Below are 24,894 nucleotides of genomic sequence, written 5' to 3' on the forward strand. Positions count from 1 at the left end.
CGTTTATTCAGGCCGCCCGCGTTATCGTTGACGTTTTTCGCGAGCAAGCTCGCTCCTACAGAAATCAGGTCGGTATTTTCAGGTCTAGATCCAACAGTGCCGAGCCCAGGCACTTGCCGTGGGCATCCAGCGCCAGTGAGCGGGTCACGCCGCCGCGCAGGATGCCCGGCAACACGAAGTTAAGCGCCTGCACGTTCGGCAATTCATAACGCCGAACCGGCTCAGCGCCGGGTTCCATTAAATCCGCGAAGAACGCTGCCACGCGCTCGGCCGTCAGCTGTTCGCACAGCAACGGGTAGTCCTGCTCACGATAGGCAATGATCGAGATGTTCGACGTGTCGCCCTTATCCCCGGTGCGGGAATGGGCCAGTGTGTGCAGTTTCATTCTTCAATCCTCGGTTTGACCGCTTCACGGGGCAACAGTAACGACGCCACCGCCACCACCTGGCGCACGCTCTTGCTGGCCCCACCGCCGCCGGACGGGCCGTTGGTGTAGAGGGTTTCCACTTCATTGCCGACCCGTACGGCGTCGCTGCGCTCTTCACAACGGGCGGCAACCCGCAGGCGCACTTCCCAAGGCTCGACGCTGCTGCGGGGGCCGTGCAGTGAGTCCATGCCGATCAACTCGGCACGCAGGTCCTGCATGTTTACGCCGATCAACGCCAAGCGCTTGAGCACCACTTCCCGCGCCAACTCGGCCCGTGCGACAGCACCGGGACCGCCGTAGGACATCTGCCCTTCACCGATCCAGCCGTCCAGATAACCGACGCTGACCTTCAGTTGATCAGGCCGGGCACGCCCGCTCGCCCCCTCAGCGCGCACCCGGTCCACGCCCTCCTCGACAAACCCCACCCGGGAAAAATCGGCCGTCACATCCGGGGTCAAATAGGCTGCCGGGTCGTGAACTTCATAGATCAGTTGTTCAGCGCAGGTCGCGCGACTGACCCGCCCACCGGAGCCTGCCACCTTGGTGAGCAACGCATTGCCGTCGGCGTCGATCTCGGCCAGGGGAAAGCCCAGGCGCGCCAAGTCCTCCACATCCTTGAAACCGGGATCGGCGAAGTAACCGCCACTGACCTGCCCCGCGCACTCCAGCAAATGCCCCACCAACGTGCCCCGGCCCAACCGCTGCCAATCATCGAAGGCCCAGCCGAACTCAAACATCTGCGGCGCCAGAAACAGCGAAGGGTCGGCCACGCGTCCGGTGATTACCACATCGGCGTCGGCGTGCAAGGCTTCAACAATTCCCTCCACGCCCAGGTAGGCATTCGCGGAAATCAGCCGCTCGCCCAGCGCACCCACGGTCTGGCCGTTATCCAGCATCTGCTCGGCAGGCAAGGCGTGCAGCACGTCATCGCCGACCACGGCCACAACCTTGAGGCCCAGGCCCAGCTCGCCCGCAATGCGCCGTACTTCACTGGCCGCCGCCAACGGGTTGGCCGCGCCCATGTTGGTGATCACCCGCAGGCGTCGACGCCCCACCCGCTGCCCCACAAAGGGCAAGACACGGCGCATGCGCTCAGCCAGCAGCGGGTCATAACCGCCCTGCGGGTCGCTGATACGCACCTGTTGCGCCAGGGCGATGGTACGTTCGGCCAGGCATTCGAAGACCAGGTAATCCAGGTCGCCGTGTTCGGCCAGTTCCACGGCAGGTTCTATACGGTCGCCGGAGTAGCCAGCGCCGGAGCCGATGCGCAAGGTATTCATCTCAAATCACTCCCAGGAGCAACGCCGTCAGGGTCATCAACACCGAGGCGGCAAACAGGAAAGGAATGGTGAAGCGCTGGTGATCGGCCAGTTCGATCTTGCACAGGCCCACCAGCAGGAAGGTCGCAGGCGTCAGCGGGCTGACCGGGAAGCCGGTGGTGTGCACGCCCAGCAGCGAAGCCTGGGCCACTTGCAGCGGGTCGACGCCCAGGGCCTTGCCGACCTCGGCGATCACCGGCATCACGCCGAAATAGTAGGAATCGGGGTCAAACAACATGCTCAGGGGCATGGACAAGAAGCCCACGACGGCCGGGATCAATTTGCCGTGGCCCGCCGGAATCTGCGCCACCGCCACTTCGGCGATGGCCTTGAGCATGCCGCTGCCTTGCATGATGCCGGTAAATACCCCGGCGGCGAGCAGGATACTGGCCATGGTCAGCGCGGTTTTCGCATGGGCGTCGATGCGCGCACGCTGGGCGTCGACGTTGGGGTAGTTGATGCACAACGCAACCACCGTGCCGAGCATGAACATCACCACCGGGTCGACCCAGCCGGCGATCATTACCACCATCACCAGCACAGTGAGGATCAGGTTGACCCAGAACAGCCGTGGACGACGCAGCTTGATGTCGTCATCGCTGAGCACTCGTTGCGGTACCGCCTCCACGCTGGAACCCGCGCCCAGGCCCAGGCGTTTTTCTTCACGATGGCCCAGCCACCAGGCGCAGGCGAAGACAAAGATCAGCCCGACGATCTGCACCGGAATCAGCGGCTGGAACAGGTCGGCCACCGGCACATGCAGCGCCGCCGACGAACGCAGCACCGGGCCAGTCCAGGGCAGGAAGTTGACGCCGGCGGCCATCGCACACACGCAGGCGAGGATGCGTTTATCTATGCCGAGGCGCGTATACAGCGGCAGCATCGCCGGCACCGTCACCAGGAAGGTCACCGCGCCAGAGCCGTCCAGGTGTACCAGCAACGCCAAGGTCGCAGTACCGACGACAATCCGTGTAGGACGGGTCCCGACCGTGCGCAGGATGCGATCAATGATGGGATCGAGCATGCCCGCATCGGTCATGATCCCGAAAAACAGGATCGCGAACACAAACATGCCAACCACGGGGGCGACGTTCTTGATACCGATAATGATGAAAGCGCTGGTCTGCAGGCCAAAGCCACCGATCAGCGCGGCAATGATCGGCAAGGCGATCAAGGCCACCAGCGGCGAGAGGCGTTTGCTCATGACGGCAGCGAGCAGGCACAGGATGGTGATGACACCCAGGGTTGCGAGCATGGGTTACTCCAGGGCGGCCTTATTGGCCGGTTATTGTTTTCCCTGGAGTATTGGAATCACGCTAGGCTTTGTAAATTGCAATATTCAGCCACCGGCGTTCGGAAAAACAAAATGAAGCGGCGCTTATGAAAAACAGCATCCAGCACATTCAAGCCTTCCTCGCGGTTGCCCGCACAGGCAGCTTCACCAAGGCGGCCAACGAGCTACACCTTTCACCCTCGGCCCTCACCGTGCAGGTGCAACAACTGGAAGACTGGCTCGGCGTCGCCCTGCTCGACCGCAGCCCGCGCCACGTGAGCATTACCGCCGCAGGCCAGGATGCGCGCGGGCCTATGGAAAAGCTGCTGCTGGACCTGGACAACATCGTCACCGGCTCCCGCGACCTCGCCGCCTTGCGCCGTGGCGTGGTGACCATCGCCGCCCTGCCCTCAGTCTGCGCTGGCGCCCTGCCCCCGGCCTTGCGCCTGTTCCGCGAACGCTTCGCCGGCATCGAAGTGCGCCTGCATGACCTGGTGGCCCAGCGCATTCACGCAAAGGTTCGCAACGGCGAGGTGGATTTCGGCATCGGCGTGCGCGCCCGCCTGAGCCACGGCCTGGACTTCGTGCCGGTGCTCAATGATCGGCTGTGCGCGTTTGTGCCATCGGGTCATGCGCTCGCCCATCACCGCCAATTGACCCTGGAGCAACTGGCAGACCAGCCGATCATCCTGACCGGGCGCGACAGCAGTGTGCGTGAGCAAGTGGATACGCTGTTCGATGAGACACGACTGACGTTGAACGCTGGCATGGAGGCCAACTACATGTCGACCGTATTGGCATTGGTGCGCCAGGGGTTGGGTGTCAGTGTACTGCCGGAGTCGGCGGCGGATAGCCTGGAGGGTTTGCAGCGGATCAGCATCGATCATCCCGGGGTGAATCGGGAGATCGGCTTGATCAGCCGTAGCGGCATGGGCTTGAGCCCGGCAGCGCAGCGCTGCTTTGAACTGCTCAACAACGCATTACCTGACACGCCGTCGCGCTGAATGTGGGAGCTGGCTTGCCTGCGATGCAGGCACCTCGGTTTATCCGTGGCACCGGGGTGATGCTATCGCAGGCAAGCCAGCTCCCACATTGGACCGAGTAAGTCAGTCGAGCATCGGCACATACCGAGGATGGCTGGCCACCCGCTGCAACCATGCCTGCACACCCGGATAAGCGTCCAGATCAAAGCCGCCCTCTTGGGCCACATGGGTATAGGCATATAACGCCACATCAGCGATGGAGAATCGGTCGCCTACCAGATACGGGGTCAACTGCAGTTGGCGCTCCATCACCTTTAGGGCCTTGTAGCCGCCTTTGTGCAGTTTCTTGTATTCCTCCAGGCGATCTTCCGGCAGCCCCAGGTAGAACTGAATAAACCGCGCCACCGCAATGTAAGGCTCATGGCTGTACTGCTCGAAAAACTGCCACTGCAATACCTGGGTACGCAGGCGCGGTTCGGTCGGCAGGAATTCGCTGCCATCGGCGAGGAAGTTGAGGATCGCGTTGGACTCCCACAGGCAGGTGCCGTCTTCAAGCTCCAATACCGGAACCTTGCCATTGGGGTTCTTGGCCAGGAACTCGGGGGTCTGGGTGTCACCCTTGAGGATATCGATATCGATCCATTCATACGGAATGCCCAACAGAGTGAGCATCAATTTGACCTTGTAGCAATTGCCCGACTTGTAATCGCCATAAACCTTGTACATGGGGCTCCCCTTTCGCCGCGCTGACCGAATGCTTGCGCCCACAAGGTGCGGGTATCGAAGGCTTGTTTCAAGGCGTCGCGCAGAATAAATCCCCTGGCGTGGGCCTTTCATCCCTTTTCGCCCAGATAATCGAAAACATTATTTGCTTTATTTGTATACAAAAGCATAATTCGCTTCGTGCGAGTTCCTGACCTTTTGGTCAACAAACCCGCCAGTACCTCAAAGCGCCGTTGCCCACTCATGTAACCGGCGCTGGAAATAACAATAAAACGATTGAGGAGTACTCGCTGTGGATAGCCGCAAAACCGAAGCCCCTACGTTGGACCTGGCCGCGCCCCGAGGCGGTTGGCTGGAACGCCTGTTCAAACTGCGCTTGCATGGCACCACAGTGAAGACCGAGCTGATCGCCGGCCTCACCACCTTTATCACCATGGCCTACATCATCTTCGTCAACCCCAACATCATGGCCGATGCCGGTATCGATCACGGCGCGGCATTCGTCGCCACCTGCATCGCGGCGGCGCTGGGTTGCCTGCTGATGGGCCTGTACGCCAACTGGCCCGTGGGCTTGGCGCCGGGCATGGGCTTGAACGCGTTTTTTACCTACACCGTGGTCGGCACCATGGGCTACACCTGGGAGACCGCACTCGGCGCGGTGTTTATTTCCGGCGTGCTGTTCATGATCTTGACGCTGTCGCGCATCCGCGAATGGCTGCTCAACAGCATTCCAGTCAGCCTGCGCCATGCCATGGGCGCCGGCGTGGGCTTGTTCCTGGGAGTGATCGGCCTGAAAACTGCCGGCATCATTGTTGACAGCCCGGCGACGCTGATCAAGCTCGGTTCCCTGCATGAGCCGGCACCGCTGCTGGCGGCCGTGTGTTTCCTGTTGATCGCCATCCTCAGCTATCACCGCGTATTCGGCGCGATGCTGATCAGCATCATCGCCGTGACCCTGGCCGGCTGGGGCCTGGGCCTGGTGCACTACAACGGCATTCTCGCCACCCCACCGAGCCTGGCACCGACCTGGATGGCAATGGATGTGATGGGTGTGTTCAATGTGAGCATGATCAGCGTGGTATTTGCCTTTCTTTTTGTACACATGTTCGACACTGCCGGTACACTGATGGGCGTTGCGCAACGCGCAGGCCTGGTGAATGCCGATGGCAAGATCGACAACCTGTCTCGCGCATTGAAGGCTGACAGTGCATCCAGCGTGTTCGGCGCCATGGTCGGTGTACCGCCGGTGACCAGTTATGTGGAAAGTGCCGCGGGTGTGGCTGCTGGCGGCCGTACGGGTTTGACCGCGGTGACCGTGGGTGTGCTGTTCGTGGCGGCGATGTTTTTCGCGCCGCTGGCCGGCATGATCCCTGCCTACGCAACGGCAGGCGCGCTGATTTATGTAGCGATGCTGATGATGGCGAGCATGGCCCATATCAATTGGGATGAGGCCACCGACAGCATTCCGGCGATCGTCACCGCGATCATGATGCCACTGACGTTTTCGGTCGCCGACGGCATCGCCCTGGGCTTTATCACCTATGTGGCGTTGAAGGCCGGCACCGGCAAGTACCGCGAAATTTCCATCAGCCTGTGGGTGCTGTGCGCGATCTTTATCGCCAAGTTCATCTTCCTGTAGTTCGGGAACGGCTGAAAAACCGCCTCACCTTCGGGTGGGGCTTTTGCATGAAGGGAGGACTGTAAATGACCTTGGAAACCTGGCTGCTGTTCAGTGGCGCTGCGCTGGTGGTGATCCTGATTCCTGGCCCGCTGTCGCTGTTGATGATCAGCAACAGCCTCAACTACGGCCTGCGCCGTTCGTACCCGGCATTTCTGGGTGGTGTGTTCGCCTCGATCTGCCTGTTGAGCGCCTCGGCCCTGGGCCTGGGCGCGCTGTTGCTGGCCTCCGAGCAGTTGTTCAGCGCATTGAAGATCGTCGGCGCGCTGTACCTGTTTTACCTCGCCTGGCAGAGCTGGCAACAGTCGCGCCAGCCAAGCCAGGGCGCAGTGGTGCCGCAAACCCCCACGGTGCCGCGCTTTCGCGCCCTGTTTGGCCGCGCGTTTGTACTGGGTGCCAGCAACCCCAAGGACATTCTGTTTTTCGCCGCCTTCCTGCCGCAATTTCTCAGTGCCCAGCAGGCCTTTTTACCGCAACTGCTGATCATGATCGCCACCTGGACGGTACTCGACCTGCTGTGCAAGCTGGCTTACGGCCTCGGCGCCCATGGCGCAGCGCGGTATTTGCGCAGCGGCGCCGGCCAGAGCTGGTTCAACCGCGTCAGTGCGGCTCTGTTCGGTTGCGCCGGCCTGGCCTCGCTGATGAAGGTCAGGGGTTCAGTTTGATGAAGTACACCGTGGGCGAGACATCGCTGCCGGTCGGCCACTGAATACCCGCCAGGATCCGTACCAGGCGCTGCTCGCGCATGGCACTGCTGACTTCGTCAGCCAAGGCCACGTTGGTATAGTTCCTGAGCCCGGTCACAAGCCAGTTGTCGCTTAACGTCGAGAAAAGACGCAAAGACGGCTTTTCCGCCCACAGGTAGGACACGTAATACAGCCGGGATGGGGAGTTTGGGTGGGTGGCCAGCGTCTCGCGCCGGATTGCCCCGTAACGTCGCACATGGACATGCCTGAGGGTGAAGCCCTGTTCCTCAAGCAACGTACTGACCGCCGCATATTGCACAGTGTTTCTTTCGCTCGCGACAGCCTTGCCACCGCGACGCAGCCGGCGTAGCGGCCTGACAGGTGGCAGGAAGTCAATGCGTGTCATGCCCGGCGCAGCCCCCTGGAAGCTGATGAAGGTCGAATTGAGCGACCTGTCGGTGGGTCGCAACAGCCGCAATAAATCATCGGTTCGGCCAGGCCGTGCGGGGGCCGGCGGCAACCATTCGTCCAGCGTTGCACGCACTCTGAGCAGATGCGTGGCAGTTGCCGGGCGCGCCGAACCCGACACTTCGATCAAGCGGCTTACCACGTGATCTCGGGTTCTATTGGTCAGGGTGGGAAAGGCGATGGCCACGGACTGCTCCAACGGCCGGTCGAAAATCGGCGCATGCAAATGCCAGGCGCCCGTTGCCGTGCGGGATGCAGGTAACGGCTGTTCGTGAAGGTCGGTGCTTGTCCAGCGCAGGATGTCAACGCTGGCCAATGACACCAGCGGTTCATTCTGGGTGATGAACACGATGCCATGGAGCCCGGCATCCTCACCTGGGGGCAGCAACCGGTAAAAACGGCTGCTTGGATCCGTCAGGCTGGAACGTTCAGGCGCCACACGCAGCACATGGTGAGGATAGCCTTGAGGGTCGGCCGCGACATGAAATATCCCTGGCGCAGGCGAGCTCGATAGCTGGCTTGCGTGAACCGGCGCATGCCAATCCAGCCAGTGCGTGGTTGTGATGGAGAATTGGCGGATCCTGTCTTCGCTCACCACACGCACCGGCGGTTGCCAGTCCGACACCTCAGGCCTGGGGGGTTGCCACGGCTGATGGACTCCCGAACTCGGCCCCGGTGCTGGTGCGTCCGCGCCCAGCAACCATTCCTGGGGCTGATGGATATGCACAATCAGCTCATCCTCCTCCGGGACCTGTTTGTTTTTCAGGCGCAGCGATTGCTCGCTCTGGCGCCGGTACACCGGATAACGGTGCGTGGCGTCGGCCACGAATGCCTCGCCATTCTTGACGTACACACCCTCTTCACCCACGCCTTTAAGCGCAACGGCATCTTGAGGCACACCCTTGAGCCGAAAAGGCTCCAAGGCTTTGAGCTGGGTGGTGGGGCGTGACAGGCCACCCACCGGTGTTCGGGGTGCACTCATGCGCAGATGCCGGATACGGCTCAACCCGCTTGCCAGCGAGCGCCGAGTGATGGCACCCACCACGCCCGCTCGCGGCTTGGTGCCGGGGACCACACTCAACAACAGCTCAACCATCAAAAAGGCGCTCATGAACCCCACGTCCACCGCGTCCGAAGCCTGGCCAAAACGGTGGTAGCGCCGCGCCGCCAGCAATAACTCGTAGACATCATTGAGCATGCCGTACGGCGGCACGAAAAACCCCACCAGCGCGCGCAGGCGCGTATCACTCTGCTCTTTCAGGCGCTGGGTTCGATAGTGGTCCAGTGCCTTGGCGGAATGGCTGGCCGCCTGGGTCTTGCGATGCAAATCGAGCACTCTGGCCTGGTACAGCAAGGCGCTGGCATCGCTGTGGGTGGTGGGCACGATCGCCAGCGCGTTCAGCGGGTCAGTGGTGACCTGTTCCTGGAATTGCTTTTCGATCTCTTCCAGCACCGGCGTCGGCTCCAGGTGCTTGATCGCGAAGGAGCGAATAAACTCCACGCCTCGCCACACGCCGTAAAAGTAGGTCACCTGCAGCAGATCATCCAGGACGGTGTCGTCAGCACTCTGCTCGACGGCATGGATGGTGGCCTCGAATGCCCAGCCGGGTGCGACTTGCCGCGACAGCTGCTTGGCAGGCTCGGCCTGGGCCGCAATACGATTGAGCGCCACATGCGCCTCTTGCACGTTGGCGTACTCGGTGACGGCCAATGCATGGTCGGCGTTCGGCCAGTACACCACACAGCGCCCACTGGCCTGATCCTGCATGACCACAATGCCGGCGATGTAACGATCATGCTGTAGCGTGTGCCCCACCAGATGCACCACCGACAGGCTCAGTCGATGGCCGTTTTTCAGCAAGTCCTGGGGCGTTCGTGCAGCCATCGCCGTGTTGAACAGGCTTTTTGCAGGCGCACTCAGCCCCTGGCGGGTGGCCGAGTACAGCCGTACCTTGGCGCAGTCGCGCAGCAGGCGCTGCATCAGTTCGGGAATACGGCCTTCGCTCACCCCTTGGGCCGCCGGCTTAAAGGTGCGCTCGATCTTCGCTGCGTATTGGCCACCGATATCCAGCGCGGAGATTGTCTTGATCAGGTAGTCCGCATCCAGCCGTTTGCGCCAGTCCGGCTGCAGGTAGGTGGCGTGGTTCAAGCGCTTGCGCGTCCAGGGCGCTTGCGGGTCGAGGTTATGCAACGCCAGTTGCAGCAGGCTGAAGGTGGTGCGCTCAAGGCTGGGGGTCTGGATTTCCTTGCGATCGCCCGGTGTGCAGCGGCTTTCATAACCGCAGAAAGTGCTGACGACATCGTCCGGCATGGTCAGTAAGGGTTGGTCGATATCCAGCCCCGGATAGAAACCGTCCTTCGTTAAACGGGCGATCAGGGCCGTGCGTGCAAAGGTCTCCAGGTCTTCCAGGCGCTGCCCAAGCCGGTTTTCAGCGGCAAGAGCGCTGGCCAAGTATCGACCCTGTCGTTTCTTGAAGGTCTTGCGCTGGGCGATCGAAGCGCCCGCCAGCCATGCTGGCAGCTTTTTCGCATCGACGGTGGCTGTGCGCAGTACATCAAGATGGGCCTGGCTCTGCTCAAGAAGATCATTGGCCGGCACTTTCAGATGCTCGCCCAGCTCTATCAGCAGCAGATCGCGGCTGAACGCAGGGCTCTTGACCTCAGCAAAAAGCTGCGTCGCGCCCGCCGAGCTTTTGTGCAACGTCCCATAGTGCTTCATCAGTTTTTTGAACAACGACTCCAGAGGGCTTTTTTCGATCAGCTCGTAGCGCACTGCCAAGGTGCCACGTGCGGCATGCTTGCGTAGATCCTTGCGCACCTTTCGCTCGATGCACTTCCAGAGCACTGACTCATCGCTGCTCTTGAAACTGGCCTGCAGGCTTTTAGTCAGGGCTTTCAGGCTGGAAAAAGGCACCACCCCGCCCGATTGTCCGAACCCACATAACACCACCGGAACCGAGCGGCCGGGCGTCTCAATGGCCGTCGCCTTGGTGACCACCAGCAGGTTATGCACGTGGTAGAACGCATCCGGCGCGCTGCCCACCGAAACCGACAAGACGCGCGCTTCACCGTACTCACGCTGGGCGGCCTGGTGCTGATCCACCACGCTGATCACCAGGTCTCGATGTGCCGTCGGTATCAGCTTGAGCCGGTGTTGCAACTGCACCTCGCAGCGCAAGGCCTCGCCTTGAGCCTGCAAAAACAGGGTGGCGCGTTTTTCGGTCTGGGTTGGACGTTCGAGCCAGAACCCATACTCATACAACCGTTGCTGCGCCCCACGACTCAGTGAGTCCATGGTTTGCGCATGCGCCTGGCGCTCGCGTTCGAGGGTCAGAACCTCCTGAAACCGCGCGGTATCGACGCTGGGGTCAGCCACATCGAGTAACGCGAGCAAGCCCTTTTCGTAGCGCTTGAGCCGACCATAGGTCGCGAGCACGGGCTGGCCGGACAGCCGATTGGCAAAGCAGATGTCGCGTTGCCGACGCCGCGCATCCCATTCAAGTAACAACTTGCCTGATACGCCAAGCCGCGCCTCACCGACCAACTGCTTTCTGGCACGTTCGACGAACGCCAGAAAAGGCGCAGCCGTCAGCGGCGCAGGCGGCGTCCGTCGTTTGGAATACAGGTGGCTCTGATTGATCGCCAAGGCACAGGCCAATTCATTTTCCCACTGCCCGTCCAACAGCGCCTGTGCGCTCAGCGCCAACGCATCGCCGTCCAGTACCGAACCACGGGCGACACTGCTCGCCGGGGTGTAGTGCGTGGGCCGGCAAAGTTCATGGCGGCGCTTGAGCGGCAGGCACTGCCAAAGCTCGTCGAACAACGCCTGGCTGGTCAGTTTCAGCAGGCCGCACTGCAGGAAGAAGAAGCTGGGATACTCATAAAAATTGCGCGCTACACCCGGCAGGTAGATCACATGCGGCACATCACTGGGGTCATCCGCACGATAGATGTGCAAGGCGCCGGGGATCGCTACCGCGGGTGAGCCGGGCCACATCAATTGGCTGGCGCGCGCACTGGCCCAGTCGCCCCCGGCCCGCTGGCGAGCTTCGGGGCTCGGCGCATCGATCAGCGCCTGGACCAGGCTTGACGCCTCACTCGACAGCTCGCCCAACTGCCCCGCGATAAAGGCCCGATCAGCGAACAACTCGGCATGCAATTGGCACCAGTGCTCCTGACGCGTCTGCCAGGAGCCGGCCGCCAGTGTTTCCCAGTAGCGGCTGAACGCGGCGCCCAGACGTTCGAACAGCTTCATGGCGATCACTTGCTGCAGCACCTGCAAGGGCGTCAACGGCCAGACACGGGCCGGTTCATCCTTGACGCTCAACGTGGTGAACTGGTTAAGGTTGATCGGCACGGCAGGCAGCGCCAGCAAGAGCAGCGCCCGTTCCGTCAGGGTGTCGACCCTGTGCAGTGCTGGCGGCGGCATGGCTTGGGTGAACAGTAGTTTGTCCGGGTCGATGTCGAACGCTTGGCGCAATGCTGCGCGAATCACCGTCAGGATCTTGGGCGCGCGTACCGTCAAATGCATCAGGGCTTTGGTTGTGTTGGCGCATCGTTGGTCGGCAAGGCCGATCTGATTGATCAGGCGGCTGGGCTGCGGGTGGCTGTTGATCCGTCGTGACAGTTGGCTGCGCATTTGCTGTATGGACGCTTGCGCAGTGGGGTCGGTCGTGTCGATGGGTGGGGCCATGATGTTTTCTTAACCTGAGGAAAACACCCAGCCTAGGCACGCCACTGACGCAACAGGCGTTAGATAGTTGAACAAACGCCAGGCAAAAAAAAGCCCGCAGTGTGCGCGGGCGAAACCAACGAAGAGCATTTGGGGGTGTGAAGCGAGGTGACGACTCAGCTACCGCGATAGGTGGAGTAGCTGTAAGGCGAAATCAGCAGGGGCACATGGTAATGGTCCTGTTCGGCACTGATGCCAAAGCGCAGTACCACCACGTCCAGAAAAGCCGGCTCGGGCAACTGCACGCCGCGGGCCCGGTAGTAATCACCGGCGCTGAACTGCAGTTGGTACACGCCGCTGCGGTAGTCGTCGCCTTGCAGCAATGGCGCGTCGCAACGGCCATCGCTGTTGGTGGTGGCGCTGGCGACCAGCTCCAGCTGCGCGCCTTCGACGCGGTACAGCTCAACCTTGATGGCGCTGCCGGGGCAGCCGTGCGCGGCGTCCAAAACGTGTGTGGTCAAACGTCCCATGGCTTCTATGCGCCTCCCGAAGTCAGTATTAGAGAAACCCGCACTCTTTCAGGGCAGTGAAAAAGCCGGCGATGGCTGATTAAGACATTTTTCTAAAAAATTGTACACAATAAATTCAACAGCCTTCCAACCCCCTGTAGGAGCGAGCTTGCTCGCGAAAAACGTCAACGATGACGCGGACTATCAGGATTAAAAGTGGCGCCCTCAGGTTTTTCGCGAGCAAGCTCGCTCCTACAGTGGGCTTTTTGATTTTAACCTGACCACTTAGGCAAGTTTCTTGCAAAGACCCGTAGAGAGCCCGTTCAGAAAAAATGCAGAAATGCAGGCTTACAAAGTTTGCGATAAGTTGTATACAATCACTCATCGCTGTGACGCCATTCAGTCATTCCACTGCCCGGCCGCCACACATCTGCTACCACGAACAAGAAGGAAGACTGCAGTGAGCGCTGACTACCCACGCGACCTGATCGGTTACGGCAGTAACCCTCCTCACCCCCACTGGCCGGGCAAGGCACGCATCGCGCTGTCGTTCGTACTCAACTACGAAGAAGGCGGCGAGCGCAACATTTTGCACGGCGACAAAGAGTCGGAAGCCTTCCTCTCGGAGATGGTCTCGGCCCAGCCGCTGCAAGGCGAGCGCAACATGAGCATGGAGTCGCTGTACGAATACGGCAGCCGTGCCGGCGTGTGGCGCATCCTCAAGCTGTTCAAAGAATTCGATATCCCGCTGACCATCTTCGCCGTGGCCATGGCCGCCCAGCGTCATCCGGATGTGATCCGCGCCATGGTCGCCGCCGGCCACGAGATCTGCAGCCACGGCTACCGCTGGATCGACTACCAGTACATGGACGAGGCCCAGGAGCGCGAGCACATGCTCGAAGCCATCCGCATCCTCACCGAACTCACCGGCGAACGCCCGCTGGGCTGGTACACCGGCCGCACCGGCCCCAACACCCGCCGCCTGGTGATGGAGGAAGGTGGCTTCCTGTACGACTGCGACACCTACGACGACGACCTGCCCTACTGGGAACCCAACACCCCCAACGGCAAGCCGCATTTGGTGATCCCCTACACTCTGGACACCAACGACATGCGCTTCACCCAGGTGCAGGGCTTTAACAAGGGCGATGACTTTTTCGAGTACCTCAAGGACGCCTTCGACGTGCTGTATGCCGAAGGGGCCGAGGCGCCGAAGATGCTATCGATCGGCCTGCATTGCCGCCTGATCGGTCGCCCGGCACGCCTGGCCTCGCTCAAGCGCTTCATTGAATACGTCAAAGGCCATGACCAGGTGTGGTTCACCCGCCGCGTGGACATCGCCCGTCACTGGCACCAAACCCACCCTTTCCCGGGAGCGGCGAAATGACTGCGTTCCAAACCCTTAAACCTTCGACCTTGAGCCGCGACGCCTTCGTCCAGGCCTTCGCCGATATCTACGAACACTCGCCATGGGTGGCCGAAAAGGCCTTCGACCTGGGCCAGGACGCGTCGATCGACCAGATCGAAACCCTGCACCAGCGCATGAGCGATATCCTGTTGAGCGCTGATCACGCCTCGCAACTGGCGCTGATCAATGCTCACCCGGACCTGGCCGGCAAAGCTGCCGTTCAGGGCCAACTGACCCAAGCCAGCACCGATGAACAAGCGGGCGCGGGTATTCACCAATGCACGGCCGAAGAGTTTTCTCGCTTCACCGAGCTGAATGAGGCCTACAAAGCCAAGTTCAAGTTTCCCTTCATCATGGCGGTAAAAGGCAGCAACCGGCACCAGATCCTCGCCGCGTTCGAAACGCGCATCCACAACTCGGCAGACGCTGAGTTCAAGTGCGCGCTGGACGAGATCAACAAGATCGCGTTGTTCCGTTTACTGAACCTCTAGCAGTCCATCTCCAGCCACTCTATCTAAGGCAGACAAGAAGAATGAAAGCTTACGCCGTACCTTTCGAGAAGTTCGTCAACCTGGCCGACGCCCGCCTGGGCACCAAGATCATCTCGGTGACCGATGACTGGTTCGCTGACGCCAACCGCCTGTTCCAGCCGACCCCGGCCGTGTGGAAGGAGGGCGTTTTCGATGACAACGGCAAGTGGATGGACGGCTGGGAGTCACGCCGCAAGCGCTTCGAAGGCTACGACAGCGCGGTGATCCGCCTGGGCGTGCCGGGTTCGATCAAAGGCGTGGACATCGACACTTCATTCTTCACCGGCAACTTCCCGCCGTCGGCCTCCCTGGAAGCCTGCTTCCTGGCCTCGGGCGAGCCGGACGCCAACACCCAGTGGGTGCAAGTGCTGTCGGCCGTCGAGCTGCAAGGCAACAGCCACCACTACCACGAGATCAACAACGACCAGGCGTTCAGCCACCTGCGCTTCAACATCTACCCGGATGGCGGCGTAGCGCGTCTGCGTGTGTACGGCGTGCCGTTCCGCGACTGGTCTTCGGTGGGCGACAACGAACAGGTCGACCTGGCTGCCGCGCTCAATGGCGGTCGTGCCCTGGCCTGCTCCGATGAACACTTCGGCCGCATGAGCAACATCCTCAACCCGGGCCGTGGCATCAACATGGGCGACGGCTGGGAAACCGCACGTCGTCGCACGCCAGGCAATGACTGGGTGATCGTGGCCTTGGGTCATCCGGGCGAGATCGAGAAAATCGTCGTCGATACCCTGCACTTCAAGGGCAACTACCCGGACACCTGCTCGATCCAGGGCGCCTTTGTGAAAGGCGGCACCGACAGCCAGATCGAAACCCAATCGCTGTTCTGGCGCGAACTGCTGCCGGCACAGAAGCTGGAAATGCACGCCGAACACACCTTCGCCGAGCAGATCAAGGCGCTGGGGCCGATTACCCACATCCGCTTGAACGTGTTCCCGGATGGTGGCGTGAGTCGCCTGCGTGTCCTGGGCAAAGTGTCGAAGTAATGCTGAGCCTGTAGGAGCGAGCTTGCTCGCGAAGATCGTCAACGATAACGCGCCCATTCTGGATATACGCGGTGTCCTTGAGTTTTTCGCGAGCAAGCTCGCTCCTACAAAGATCCAATAACAATTCAAGATTAAGAAGACAGCCATGCGCACACTGATGATCGAACCTTTGACCAAAGAAGCCTTCGCCCCCTTCGGAGACGTTATCGAAACCGACGGCAGCGACCACTTCATGATCAACAACGGGTCGACCATGCGCTTTCACAAACTGGCCACGGTCGAAACCGCAAAGCCGGAAGACCACGCCATCATCAGCATCTTCCGCGCCGACGCGCAGGACATGCCGCTGACCGTGTGCATGCTGGAGAGACACCCGCTGGGCAGCCAGGCTTTCATTCCGCTGCTCGGCAACCCCTTTCTGATCGTGGTCGCGCCACTTGGCGATGAACCTGTATCGGGCTTGGTCCGCGCCTTCGTCACCAACGGCAGGCAGGGCATTAATTACCATCGCGGCGTCTGGCACCACCCGGTGCTGACGATCGAAAAGCGGGATGACTTCCTGGTGGTTGATCGCAGTGGCACAGGCAATAACTGCGATGAGCATTTTTTCAAAGAGGATGAGCGTTTGATCCTCGCCCCCCACCAATAAGAGAAGGTCTGATCACCCGACAACAAGGGTGACAGGCGAGAGGTAAAGACTGTGGAAGCACATCTGTTGGAATGGCTGAACCTGAGCGTGCGCTGGGTTCACATGATCACTGGCGTCGCCTGGATCGGCGCTTCTTTCTACTTCGTCTGGCTGGAAAACAACCTTAATCGCGTCAACCCCAAGAACGGCCTGGCCGGTGACTTGTGGGCGATCCACGGTGGCGGTATCTACCACCTGGAAAAATACAAACTGGCCCCGCCGACCATGCCGGACAACCTGCACTGGTTCAAATGGGAAGCCTATTTCACCTGGATGTCGGGCGTCGCGCTGCTGTGCGTGGTTTTCTACCTCAACCCCACGCTGTACCTGCTCGCCCCCGGCAGCAGCCTCAGCGGCACCGAAGGCGTGTTGCTGGGCATCGGCTCACTGTTCGCTGGCTGGTTCATCTACTCCTTCCTGTGCGACTCGGCCCTGGGCAAACGCCCTGCCCTGCTCGGTTTGATCCTGTTCGTGCTGTTGATTGCGGCGGCCTACGGCTTCAGCAAAGTGTTCAGCGGCCGCGGTGCGTACCTGCACGTGGGTGCGGTGATCGGCACGATCATGGTGGGTAACGTGTTCCGCATCATCATGCCCGCCCAACGCGCGCTGGTGGCGGCCATCGCCGAGAACCGCACACCCGACCCGGCGCTGCCGGCCAAGGGCCTGTTGCGCTCACGCCACAACAACTACTTCACCTTGCCAGTGCTGTTCATCATGATCAGCAACCACTTCCCGAGCACCTATGGCAGCCAATACAACTGGCTGATCCTGGCCGGGATCGCGGTGGCGGCGGTGTTGGTGCGCCATTACTTCAACACCCGGCATGACAGCCAGAAGTATGCGTGGACCTTGCCCGTGGGCGCCTTGGCGATGATCAGCCTGGCCTATGTGACCGGGCCCAAGCCGGCTGAACCGATTGCCAAGGCACCGGCTGCCATCGAGTACCAACCCCTGCCGGAAACCGCATTGGGCGGTGGCTTGAAACCGGCCGCGCCTGCCGCACCCGCCGCTGAACCGGCACCGGCCCAGGCCACCACGGACTTCGGCCAGGTGCACCACGTGATCGAGCAACGCTGCACCGTGTGCCACTCGGCCAAGCCCACCAGCCCGTTGTTCAGCACCGCTCCGGCTGGGGTGATGTTCGACACACCGGCACAGATCCAGCAGCAAGCCGCGCGCATTCAAGCGCAGGCCGTGGCCAGCCAGATCATGCCGCTGGGCAACATTACCCAAATGACCCAGCAGGAGCGGGATTTGATTGGCACCTGGATCAACCAGGGGGCGCGCACCAATTAACTATGTGCATCACCCACTGTAGGAGCGAGCTTGCTCGCGAAGGACGTCAACGATAACGCGCACGTGCTGAATGAACGCGGCGCTCTTGGGTTCTTCGCGAGCAAGCTCGCTCCTACAGGATTGAGAACAGCGCTAATGGCAATTGAATGCCAAACAACACAAAAATAAAAAGATTCGAGGTGTTGCATGTCCCAGTTAGAAACGCAGACTCCTGCCGCGCCCGCCATGGTGCGGCTGCCCCTCTTGCAATTGATTCTGGTAGGCCTGCAACACGTCTTGCTGATGTACGGCGGTGCCGTCGCCGTGCCACTGATCATTGGCCAGGCCGCCGGCTTGAGCCGTGAAGAAATCGCCTTTCTGATCAACGCCGACCTACTCGTAGCCGGTATTGCCACCATGGTGCAGTCGTTCGGCATCGGCCCGATGGGCATTCGCATGCCGGTGATGATGGGTGCCAGTTTTGCCGCCGTGGGCAGCATGGTCGCCATGGCCGGCATGCCCGGTATCGGTTTGCAGGGCATCTTCGGCGCGACCATCGCCGCCGGGTTCTTCGGCATGCTCATCGCCCCGTTCATGTCCAAAGTGGTGCGCTTTTTCCCACCGCTGGTGACCGGTACGGTGATCACCGCCATCGGCCTTTCGCTGTTTCCCGTGGCAGTGAACTGGGCCGGCGGAGGCAGTGCCGCCGCCACGTTTGGCTCGCCGGTCTACCTGGCGATTGCCGCCCTGGTACTGGCCACTATCTTGCTGATCAACCGCTTCATGCGCGGCTTCTGGGTGAACATCTCGGTGCTGATCGGCATGGGCCTGGGTTACGCGCTATGTGGTGTGATCGGCATGGTCGACCTCAGCGGCCTGGCCCAGGCGCCGTGGGTGCAGGTGGTGACGCCGTTGCACTTTGGCATGCCCAAGTTCGAGTTGGCGCCGATCCTGTCGATGTGCCTGGTGGTGGTGATCATTTTTGTCGAGTCCACCGGCATGTTCCTCGCGCTGGGCAAGATCACCGGCCAGGAGGTCACGCCGAAGATGCTGCGGCGCGGCCTGCTGTGCGATGCCGGCGCGTCGTTCTTTGCCGGCTTCTTCAACACCTTTACCCACTCCTCCTTCGCGCAGAATATCGGCCTGGTGCAGATGACCGGCGTGCGCTGCCGCTCGGTCACGCTCATGGCCGGGGCGTTCTTGATCGTGCTGAGCCTGTTGCCCAAGGCGGCCTACCTGGTGGCGTCGATTCCACCTGCGGTACTCGGCGGCGCGGCGATTGCGATGTTCGGGATGGTGGCGGCGACTGGGATCAAGATCCTGCAGGAAGCCGACATCGCCGACCGCCGTAACCAGTTGCTGGTGGCGGTGAGCATCGGCATGGGCCTGATCCCCGTGGTGCGCCCGGAGTTCTTCGCACAGCTGCCGTTGTGGATGAGCCCGATTACCCACAGCGGCATCGCCATGGCGACCCTCAGCGCGCTGTCGCTGAACATTCTGTTCAACATTCTCGGTGGCGCTGAGCGCCCCGAAGTCGCGCATACGCATTGATTCCTTTGTTAGTACAAAAATAACAACAAACAGGGAACACCCACATGCACAACCTTGACATGGGGCCGGCCACACGCCGCGCCCCATTCTTGCCCCTCGCGCTCTGTTACAGCGCACTTGAGCCCAGGCCTGGGAGCCAGTATTCTCCGCGCCCGCTCGAATCGACTCAAAAAAAAACAGCGAATGTAAAAGCTGACCTCAAGGCCAACTTATCCCGGCCTGATGTTTGCTGCCAAAGTGCGCAAAAGTCCCCTGAATTCGACTGCATCCGTTGCAGCCGACGGGGATTTTTTGGCTTTTTGAACACCTTGGCGCAGCTCTTGCTAAAAGCATCAAAGCTGACCGAACAGACGATTTTTGCAGCGAACCAAAAGGCGCCACACCAGAGCGCCTGCGTAGAAGAAAAACCATAAAACTTTAACTCGGGAGCAACCGAATGAAACCTATGTTCAAAGGCCTGATGCTGGCAGGGTCGCTATTGGCCGGTGGCCAAGCCGTGGCCGGTGACTTGTTGCAGTGGCAAAACAACAGCCTGACTTACCTGTGGGGCAAGAGCTTTACCGTCAACCCGCAGATCCAGCAAACCGTCACCTTCGAACATGCCGACGCGTGGAAGTATGGCGACAACTTCTTCTTCCTCGACCGCATCTTTTACAACGGCAAGGAAGACGGCAACGTCGGGCCCAACACTTACTACGGCGAGTTCAGCCCGCGTTTGTCGTTCGGCAAGATTTTCAACCAGGACCTGTCATTCGGCCCGATCAAGGATGTGTTGCTGGCCTTCACCTATGAGTTCGGCGAAGGCGATAACGAGTCCTACTTGCTGGGCCCGGCATTCGATTTGAACATCCCCGGTTTCGACTACTTCCAGCTGAACTTCTACCAGCGCCAGACCGAAGGCAATCGCCCGGGTGACGGCGTATGGCAGATCACCCCGGTATGGTCGTACACCATTCCCGTGGGTAACTCCGATGTGTTGATCGACGGTTTTATGGACTGGGTGGTGGATAACGACAAAAACGCCCGTGGCACTTACCACGCCAACCTGCACTTCAACCCACAGGTCAAATACGACTTGGGCAAGGCGCTGCATTGGGGCGACAAGCAGTTGTATGTGGGTTTTGAGTACGACTACTGGAAGAACAAATACGGGATTGAAGACAGCGGCGCCTTCAAGACGACTCAGGACACGGCGAGCTTCCTGGTCAAATACCACTTCTGACGGCCCTGTGTAGGAGCGAGCTTGCTCGCGAAAAACTCAAGATCACCACGCTCATGCTAAATAAGCGCGGCGTTCTCAGGTTCTTCGCGAGCAAGCTCGCTCCTACAGAGGTTCACGTCAGGCCTAGGAAACGGGTGATTTCTTCGCGCTTGGCCAGCGCATCCTTGCGCCCCAGCTCGATCAATTCACTGCAATACCCCGCCTCGAACAGCAGATAACTCAACACCCCTGCACCGCTGGTCTTGGTCGCCCCCGGCCCACGCAAAAACACACGCAGTGCCGCCGGCAACTCCTGGCGATGTCGTGCGGCGATTTCATCGATGGGCTGGCTGGGGGCAATCACCAGCACTTCTACCGGTGCCAGGCCCTGCACCGCCGCATCCGCAGGCACGACGCGGCTGAACTGGTTCAAGCGCTCCAGCAGCTCGATATCGCTTTCCAGGCTGTCAATGAACGTGCTGTTGAGCATGTGCCCGCCGATCTGCGCCAGGGTCGGTTGCTGGCCGGTGTAGGTGCGTTGCACCGAAGGTTCATTGCCCCGTGGGTTGCCGCTTACCCCCACCACCAACACGCGGCTGGCGCCCAGGTGCAAGGCCGGGCTGATGGGTGCGGACTGGCGCACCGCGCCATCGCCGAAGTACTCCTGGCCAAGCTTGACCGGGGCAAACAGCAGCGGAATCGCCGAACTGGCCAGCAGGTGTTCCACGGTCAATTGGGTGGGCACGCCGATACGCCGATGGCGCAACCAGGCATCGATGGTGCCGCCGCCCTGATAGAAGGTCACCGCTTGCCCGGACTCATAGCCAAACGCGGTCACCGCCACCGCCTGCAAATGCTGGCGACGGATCGCCTCGTCGATGCCGTCCAGGTTCAAGCGCTCCTGCAACAGCTCGCGCAGCGGTGAGCTGTTGAGCAACGCCACCGGCACCTGGGCGCCCAGGCCCAGCAGACTGTGGATCAGGAAACGACTGGCCTGGCGCATCACCCCCGGCCAATCGCTGCGCAGCACCTGATGGCTACGAAAGCCCTGCCAGAAGGCCGTCAGCCGTTGGATGGCCGCGGAAAAATCGCTGGCGCCACTGGCCAGGCTCACCGCATTGATCGCACCAGCGGAGGTGCCGACGATCACCGGAAAAGGATTCGCTGCCCCCGCAGGCAGCAACTCGGCAATCGCCGCCAACACCCCCACCTGATACGCCGCGCGCGCCCCGCCGCCGGAAAGAATCAAGCCTGTGACCGGTTCCGCTGGGCGCATTGCGTCACTCCATGTGAGAAGGGGTTGGGGTTATCGACGGCGCTTTTCGTACAACTTGGGCTCACCCGGTGGCCGGCTCTTGAACCGGCGGTGCGTCCACAGGTATTGCTCGGGGCATTCGCGTACCGAGGCTTCAACCCACTGGTTGATGCGCAGGCAGTCGATCTCGTCGGTTTCACCCGGGAAGTCGGTCAGCGGCGCATGGATTACCAGGCGGTAACCGCTGCCGTCAGCCAGGCGCTCCTGGGTAAACGGCACCACCAGCGCCTTGCCCAGGCGGGCGAACTTGCTGGTGGCGGTGACGGTGGCGGCCTGGATGCCGAACAGCGGCACGAAGATGCTTTGCTTGGCGCCGTAGTCCTGGTCCGGTGCGTACCAGATGGCCCGGCCGGCGCGCAGCAGTTTGAGCATGCCGCGCACGTCGTCACGCTCCACGGCCAGGGAATCGAGGTTGTGGCGTTCGCGGCCACGGCGCTGGATAAAGTCGAACAGCGGGTTGCCGTGTTCGCGGTACATGCCGTCAATGGTGTGCTTCTGCCCCAGCAGCGCCGCGCCGATTTCCAGGGTGGTGAAGTGCAGCGCCATGAGGATTACGCCCTTGCCTTCCAACTGCGCCTGAGTGAGGTGCTCCAGCCCTTCGACATGGGCCAGGCGCGCCAGGCGCGGCTTGGGCCACCACCAGCTCATGGCCATTTCAAAGAAGGCGATGCCGGTGGAAGCGAAGTTTTCCTTGAGCAGGCGTTTGCGTTCCTTGGCGGATTTTTCCGGGAAGCACAGCTCAAGGTTGCGTGCCGCGATACGGCGACGATCGCCCGCCACGCGGTACATGCCCGCGCCCAGCAGGCGACCAATGGTTAACAGGGCCCGATACGGCAATTGAGTGACCAGCCACAGCAGGCCGAGCCCCAGCCATAGCAGCCAAAAACGCGGGTGAAGAAATACAGCTCGAAAACGCGGGCGATCCATTACAGATTCCGGTAAAGACAAGGGCCGCGCATTCTACAACGGTTCGACTCGGCTTGCGGCGGGTGAGTGTTCTCGTTATAAGTCTCGACACTTTTCGTGACAAGCCGCTTTCGCCGACCATGAGCCAAACCGAACCGCTAGACCAAGATCCCGTGTTCCAGCTAAAAGGCAGCATGCTCGCCATTACCGTGCTGGAACTGGCCCGCAATGACCTCGACGCCCTGGACCGCCAACTGGCCGCCAAGGTCGCCCTGGCGCCGAACTTCTTCAACAACGCCCCGCTGGTGCTGGCCCTGGACAAGCTGCCGGCCGGCCAGGGCGTGATTGATTTGCCCGGGCTGATGCGCGTATGCCGTTCCCATGGCCTGCGCACACTGGCCATCCGCGCCAGCCGCATCGAAGACATTGCCGCCGCCATCGCCATTGAACTGCCAGTACTGCCACCGTCCGGCGCCCGCGAGCGTGCGCTGGAACCATTGGTCGGCGAAGAAAAGAAAAAACCGGAAAAACCGCCCGAGCCTACGATCAGGCCCACCAAGATCATCACCTCGCCGGTACGCGGCGGGCAGCAGATTTACGCCCAGGGCGGCGACCTTGTGGTGGTCTCCTCGGTCAGCCCGGGGGCGGAACTTCTTGCCGATGGCAACATCCATGTATACGGCCCGATGCGCGGACGCGCCCTGGCCGGCATCAAGGGTGATACCAAGGCGCGTATTTTTTGCCAGCAGTTGACCGCTGAGCTGGTTTCCATCGCGGGTCAGTACAAGGTTTCCGAAGATTTGCGCCGCGATCCACTGTGGGGCGCTTCGGTACAGGTCAACCTGTCGGGCGATGTGTTGAACATCATCCGTCTTTAACGGATACTGCCGCATTTTCCAAGCATCTCTAGACTCTGATAGCAAAGCGAAACCGGCAAGACTTGTGTAGGACTTTTTGGAAGTTGGTGTTTCCCCATGGAAACCCCGACTTTTTCCTGCAAAGGCTGTCCGCCTGCGGCGAGCTCCAAGAGATGTTTTTCAGGGACCGAAAGTCCTTTTTCCTTAGGGGTGAAACACCTTGGCCAAGATTCTCGTGGTTACATCCGGCAAGGGTGGTGTGGGTAAGACCACCACCAGCGCCGCTATCGGTACCGGCCTCGCTCTGCGCGGCCACAAGACAGTCATCGTCGACTTCGACGTCGGCCTGCGTAACCTTGACCTGATCATGGGCTGCGAGCGCCGAGTGGTGTATGACTTCGTCAACGTGGTGAACGGCGAAGCCAACCTGCAACAGGCCCTGATCAAGGACAAGCGCCTTGAGAACCTGTACGTGCTGGCCGCCAGCCAGACCCGTGACAAAGACGCGCTGACCAAAGAAGGCGTGGGCAAAGTCCTGGCCGAACTCAAAGAAACCTTCGAATACGTGGTGTGCGATTCCCCGGCCGGTATCGAAACCGGTGCTCACCTGGCGATGTACTTCGCCGACGAAGCCATCGTGGTCACCAACCCGGAAGTGTCCTCGGTACGTGACTCGGACCGCATGCTCGGCCTGTTGGCCAGCAAGTCCAAGCGCGCCGAAGAAGGCCAGGACCCGATCAAGGAGCACCTGCTGCTCACCCGCTACAACCCGGAGCGCGTCAACAACGGCGAAATGCTCGGTGTTGAAGACGTGAAGGAAATCCTCGCCGTGACTCTGCTGGGCGTGATCCCAGAATCCCAGGCGGTGCTCAAGGCATCCAACCAGGGCGTACCGGTAATTCTCGACGACCAGAGCGACGCCGGCCAGGCGTACAGCGATGCCGTGGATCGCTTGCTGGGCAAGACCGTGGAACACCGCTTCCTCGATGTCAAGAAGAAGGGATTCTTCGAGCGTATCTTTGGAGGCAACTAAACAATGAAATTTCTCGACTTCTTTCGCGCCAACAAAAAACCCAGTACCGCATCGGTCGCGAAAGAGCGTCTACAGATCATCGTGGCGCACGAACGCGGCCAACGCAGCACCCCGGACTACCTGCCAGCCTTGCAGAAGGAACTGGTCGAGGTGATCCGCAAGTACGTCAATATCGGCAACGATGACGTGCATGTCGCCCTGGAAAATGACGGCAGCTGCTCGATTCTGGAACTCAATATCACCCTGCCCGATCGTTGATCGAACGGGCGGTCGCCACGGCGGCTCTGCTACCTGGTCCCTGTACTGCTGTAGGAGCGAGCTTGCTCGCGAAAAACTCAACGGCACCGCGTTCATTCAGGTGAAATGCGGTGTTCTCAGGTTCTTCGCGAGCAAG

The 24,894-nt window shown here is 60.9% G+C and carries 22 protein-coding genes; 14 read left to right on the forward strand and 8 right to left on the reverse strand.

Annotated features, from left to right (window positions below; all coding sequences use genetic code 11):
* Positions 1-64: 64 nt before the first annotated feature.
* Genes HU731_RS06810 through HU731_RS06820 form a run of 3 tightly spaced genes read right to left on the reverse strand, consistent with a single transcriptional unit; the run spans position 65 to position 3,001 of the window.
* Positions 65-385 carry an AtuA-related protein gene (locus HU731_RS06810; RefSeq protein ID WP_186606802.1) on the reverse strand — a complete coding sequence of 107 codons (321 nt, stop codon included), beginning with the start codon at positions 383-385 and terminating at the stop codon, positions 65-67.
* Positions 382-1,707: an acyclic terpene utilization AtuA family protein gene (locus HU731_RS06815; protein WP_186606803.1), complete on the reverse strand. Its 1,326-nt coding sequence runs from the start codon at positions 1,705-1,707 to the stop codon at positions 382-384. The genes HU731_RS06810 and HU731_RS06815 overlap by 4 nt, the downstream gene beginning before the upstream one ends.
* A 1-nt stretch (position 1,708) precedes the next feature.
* Positions 1,709-3,001 (reverse strand): CitMHS family transporter, encoded by a 1,293-nt coding sequence (locus HU731_RS06820; RefSeq protein ID WP_186606804.1) that lies wholly within the window; start codon positions 2,999-3,001, stop codon positions 1,709-1,711.
* Between the two features lie 125 nt (positions 3,002-3,126).
* Here HU731_RS06820 and HU731_RS06825 point away from each other — a divergent pair, with 125 nt between their 5' ends.
* Complete coding sequence (locus HU731_RS06825; RefSeq protein ID WP_186606805.1) at positions 3,127-4,023, forward strand: LysR family transcriptional regulator; 897 nt, start codon at positions 3,127-3,129, stop codon at positions 4,021-4,023.
* Between the two features lie 102 nt (positions 4,024-4,125).
* Here the strand turns inward: HU731_RS06825 and HU731_RS06830 are convergent, their stop codons facing one another.
* Positions 4,126-4,728, reverse strand: a complete 603-nt coding sequence (locus HU731_RS06830; protein ID WP_186606806.1) for a glutathione S-transferase family protein — start codon at positions 4,726-4,728, stop codon at positions 4,126-4,128.
* A 289-nt stretch (positions 4,729-5,017) separates the two neighbouring features.
* Between HU731_RS06830 and HU731_RS06835 the strand changes: the two genes are divergently transcribed.
* Both HU731_RS06835 and HU731_RS06840 read left to right on the forward strand, forming a co-directional pair.
* Positions 5,018-6,364 (forward strand): NCS2 family permease, encoded by a 1,347-nt coding sequence (locus HU731_RS06835; RefSeq protein ID WP_186606807.1) that lies wholly within the window; start codon positions 5,018-5,020, stop codon positions 6,362-6,364.
* Positions 6,365-6,429: 65 nt separating this feature from the next.
* Entirely contained in the window at positions 6,430-7,068 is a 639-nt protein-coding gene (locus tag HU731_RS06840; protein WP_186606808.1) for a LysE family translocator, read from the forward strand.
* Here HU731_RS06840 and HU731_RS06845 read toward each other — a convergent pair.
* Together HU731_RS06845 and uraH are read right to left on the reverse strand one after the other, a co-directional pair.
* Complete coding sequence (locus HU731_RS06845) at positions 7,052-12,250, reverse strand: dermonecrotic toxin domain-containing protein (protein WP_225931629.1); 5,199 nt, start codon at positions 12,248-12,250, stop codon at positions 7,052-7,054. The two genes, HU731_RS06840 and HU731_RS06845, sit on opposite strands and share 17 nt — an antisense overlap.
* 155 nt (positions 12,251-12,405) lie before the next feature.
* Complete coding sequence (gene uraH, locus HU731_RS06850) at positions 12,406-12,759, reverse strand: hydroxyisourate hydrolase (protein WP_186606809.1); 354 nt, start codon at positions 12,757-12,759, stop codon at positions 12,406-12,408.
* A 439-nt stretch (positions 12,760-13,198) separates the two neighbouring features.
* Here uraH and puuE point away from each other — a divergent pair, with 439 nt between their 5' ends.
* The 8 genes from puuE (at position 13,199) to HU731_RS06890 (ending at position 20,410) form a co-directional block, all read left to right on the forward strand.
* Complete coding sequence (puuE, locus tag HU731_RS06855) at positions 13,199-14,125, forward strand: allantoinase PuuE (RefSeq protein ID WP_014719292.1); 927 nt, start codon at positions 13,199-13,201, stop codon at positions 14,123-14,125.
* On the forward strand, positions 14,122-14,637 hold the full coding sequence (gene uraD, locus HU731_RS06860) for a 2-oxo-4-hydroxy-4-carboxy-5-ureidoimidazoline decarboxylase (RefSeq protein WP_044271673.1): 516 nt from the start codon (positions 14,122-14,124) through the stop codon (positions 14,635-14,637). The genes puuE and uraD overlap by 4 nt, the downstream gene beginning before the upstream one ends.
* 41 nt (positions 14,638-14,678) lie before the next feature.
* The gene (alc, locus tag HU731_RS06865; protein ID WP_186606810.1) at positions 14,679-15,674 is read left to right on the forward strand and encodes an allantoicase; all 996 of its coding nucleotides are present in this window, start codon (positions 14,679-14,681) and stop codon (positions 15,672-15,674) included.
* 145 nt (positions 15,675-15,819) lie between these two features.
* Positions 15,820-16,323 carry an ureidoglycolate lyase gene (locus HU731_RS06870; protein WP_003192823.1) on the forward strand — a complete coding sequence of 168 codons (504 nt, stop codon included), beginning with the start codon at positions 15,820-15,822 and terminating at the stop codon, positions 16,321-16,323.
* 51 nt (positions 16,324-16,374) lie between these two features.
* Positions 16,375-17,658: a urate hydroxylase PuuD gene (locus HU731_RS06875; RefSeq protein ID WP_003192825.1), complete on the forward strand. Its 1,284-nt coding sequence runs from the start codon at positions 16,375-16,377 to the stop codon at positions 17,656-17,658.
* A gap of 186 nt (positions 17,659-17,844) precedes the next feature.
* The gene (locus tag HU731_RS06880) at positions 17,845-19,188 is read left to right on the forward strand and encodes a nucleobase:cation symporter-2 family protein (RefSeq protein WP_032896003.1); all 1,344 of its coding nucleotides are present in this window, start codon (positions 17,845-17,847) and stop codon (positions 19,186-19,188) included.
* A gap of 44 nt (positions 19,189-19,232) precedes the next feature.
* Positions 19,233-19,601 carry a hypothetical protein gene (locus HU731_RS06885; RefSeq protein WP_137204238.1) on the forward strand — a complete coding sequence of 123 codons (369 nt, stop codon included), beginning with the start codon at positions 19,233-19,235 and terminating at the stop codon, positions 19,599-19,601.
* 23 nt (positions 19,602-19,624) lie between these two features.
* A complete protein-coding gene (locus HU731_RS06890) occupies positions 19,625-20,410 on the forward strand; it encodes an outer membrane protein OmpK (RefSeq protein WP_032896002.1) in 786 nt (261 codons plus the stop codon).
* Between the two features lie 112 nt (positions 20,411-20,522).
* Here HU731_RS06890 and HU731_RS06895 read toward each other — a convergent pair whose 3' ends face one another.
* Together HU731_RS06895 and HU731_RS06900 are read right to left on the reverse strand one after the other, a co-directional pair.
* Positions 20,523-21,665, reverse strand: a complete 1,143-nt coding sequence (locus HU731_RS06895) for a patatin-like phospholipase family protein (protein WP_186606811.1) — start codon at positions 21,663-21,665, stop codon at positions 20,523-20,525.
* A 30-nt stretch (positions 21,666-21,695) separates the two neighbouring features.
* Positions 21,696-22,631 (reverse strand): lipid A biosynthesis lauroyl acyltransferase, encoded by a 936-nt coding sequence (locus HU731_RS06900; protein ID WP_186606812.1) that lies wholly within the window; start codon positions 22,629-22,631, stop codon positions 21,696-21,698.
* A 119-nt stretch (positions 22,632-22,750) separates the two neighbouring features.
* Between HU731_RS06900 and minC the strand changes: the two genes are divergently transcribed.
* The 3 genes from minC (at position 22,751) to minE (ending at position 24,758) form a co-directional block, all read left to right on the forward strand.
* Positions 22,751-23,488: a septum site-determining protein MinC gene (gene minC / locus HU731_RS06905; RefSeq protein WP_186606813.1), complete on the forward strand. Its 738-nt coding sequence runs from the start codon at positions 22,751-22,753 to the stop codon at positions 23,486-23,488.
* 199 nt (positions 23,489-23,687) lie between these two features.
* Complete coding sequence (gene minD / locus HU731_RS06910) at positions 23,688-24,500, forward strand: septum site-determining protein MinD (RefSeq protein ID WP_003192835.1); 813 nt, start codon at positions 23,688-23,690, stop codon at positions 24,498-24,500.
* Between the two features lie 3 nt (positions 24,501-24,503).
* Complete coding sequence (gene minE / locus HU731_RS06915; RefSeq protein WP_003175252.1) at positions 24,504-24,758, forward strand: cell division topological specificity factor MinE; 255 nt, start codon at positions 24,504-24,506, stop codon at positions 24,756-24,758.
* Positions 24,759-24,894: the final 136 nt, after the last annotated feature.

This window comes from Pseudomonas salmasensis (assembly GCF_014268375.2).
GTDB lineage: Bacteria > Pseudomonadota > Gammaproteobacteria > Pseudomonadales > Pseudomonadaceae > Aquipseudomonas > Aquipseudomonas salmasensis.

What these genes read in the sequence shown, in the direction of transcription:
- HU731_RS06830 (WP_186606806.1), bottom strand. Translation starts at nt 4,728, where the DNA reads ATGTACAAGGTTTATGGCGATTACAAGTCGGGCAATTGCTACAAGGTC.
- HU731_RS06815 (WP_186606803.1), bottom strand. Translation starts at nt 1,707, where the DNA reads ATGAATACCTTGCGCATCGGCTCCGGCGCTGGCTACTCCGGCGACCGT.
- HU731_RS06825 (WP_186606805.1), top strand. Translation starts at nt 3,127, where the DNA reads ATGAAAAACAGCATCCAGCACATTCAAGCCTTCCTCGCGGTTGCCCGC.
- HU731_RS06820 (WP_186606804.1), bottom strand. Translation starts at nt 3,001, where the DNA reads ATGCTCGCAACCCTGGGTGTCATCACCATCCTGTGCCTGCTCGCTGCC.
- alc (WP_186606810.1), top strand. Translation starts at nt 14,679, where the DNA reads ATGAAAGCTTACGCCGTACCTTTCGAGAAGTTCGTCAACCTGGCCGAC.
- HU731_RS06845 (WP_225931629.1), bottom strand. Translation starts at nt 12,250, where the DNA reads ATGGCCCCACCCATCGACACGACCGACCCCACTGCGCAAGCGTCCATA.
- uraH (WP_186606809.1), bottom strand. Translation starts at nt 12,759, where the DNA reads ATGGGACGTTTGACCACACACGTTTTGGACGCCGCGCACGGCTGCCCC.
- minC (WP_186606813.1), top strand. Translation starts at nt 22,751, where the DNA reads ATGAGCCAAACCGAACCGCTAGACCAAGATCCCGTGTTCCAGCTAAAA.
- HU731_RS06890 (WP_032896002.1), top strand. Translation starts at nt 19,625, where the DNA reads ATGAAACCTATGTTCAAAGGCCTGATGCTGGCAGGGTCGCTATTGGCC.
- uraD (WP_044271673.1), top strand. Translation starts at nt 14,122, where the DNA reads ATGACTGCGTTCCAAACCCTTAAACCTTCGACCTTGAGCCGCGACGCC.
- HU731_RS06900 (WP_186606812.1), bottom strand. Translation starts at nt 22,631, where the DNA reads ATGGATCGCCCGCGTTTTCGAGCTGTATTTCTTCACCCGCGTTTTTGG.
- HU731_RS06895 (WP_186606811.1), bottom strand. Translation starts at nt 21,665, where the DNA reads ATGCGCCCAGCGGAACCGGTCACAGGCTTGATTCTTTCCGGCGGCGGG.
- minE (WP_003175252.1), top strand. Translation starts at nt 24,504, where the DNA reads ATGAAATTTCTCGACTTCTTTCGCGCCAACAAAAAACCCAGTACCGCA.
- HU731_RS06880 (WP_032896003.1), top strand. Translation starts at nt 17,845, where the DNA reads ATGTCCCAGTTAGAAACGCAGACTCCTGCCGCGCCCGCCATGGTGCGG.
- HU731_RS06885 (WP_137204238.1), top strand. Translation starts at nt 19,233, where the DNA reads ATGCACAACCTTGACATGGGGCCGGCCACACGCCGCGCCCCATTCTTG.
- HU731_RS06870 (WP_003192823.1), top strand. Translation starts at nt 15,820, where the DNA reads ATGCGCACACTGATGATCGAACCTTTGACCAAAGAAGCCTTCGCCCCC.
- HU731_RS06810 (WP_186606802.1), bottom strand. Translation starts at nt 385, where the DNA reads ATGAAACTGCACACACTGGCCCATTCCCGCACCGGGGATAAGGGCGAC.
- HU731_RS06840 (WP_186606808.1), top strand. Translation starts at nt 6,430, where the DNA reads ATGACCTTGGAAACCTGGCTGCTGTTCAGTGGCGCTGCGCTGGTGGTG.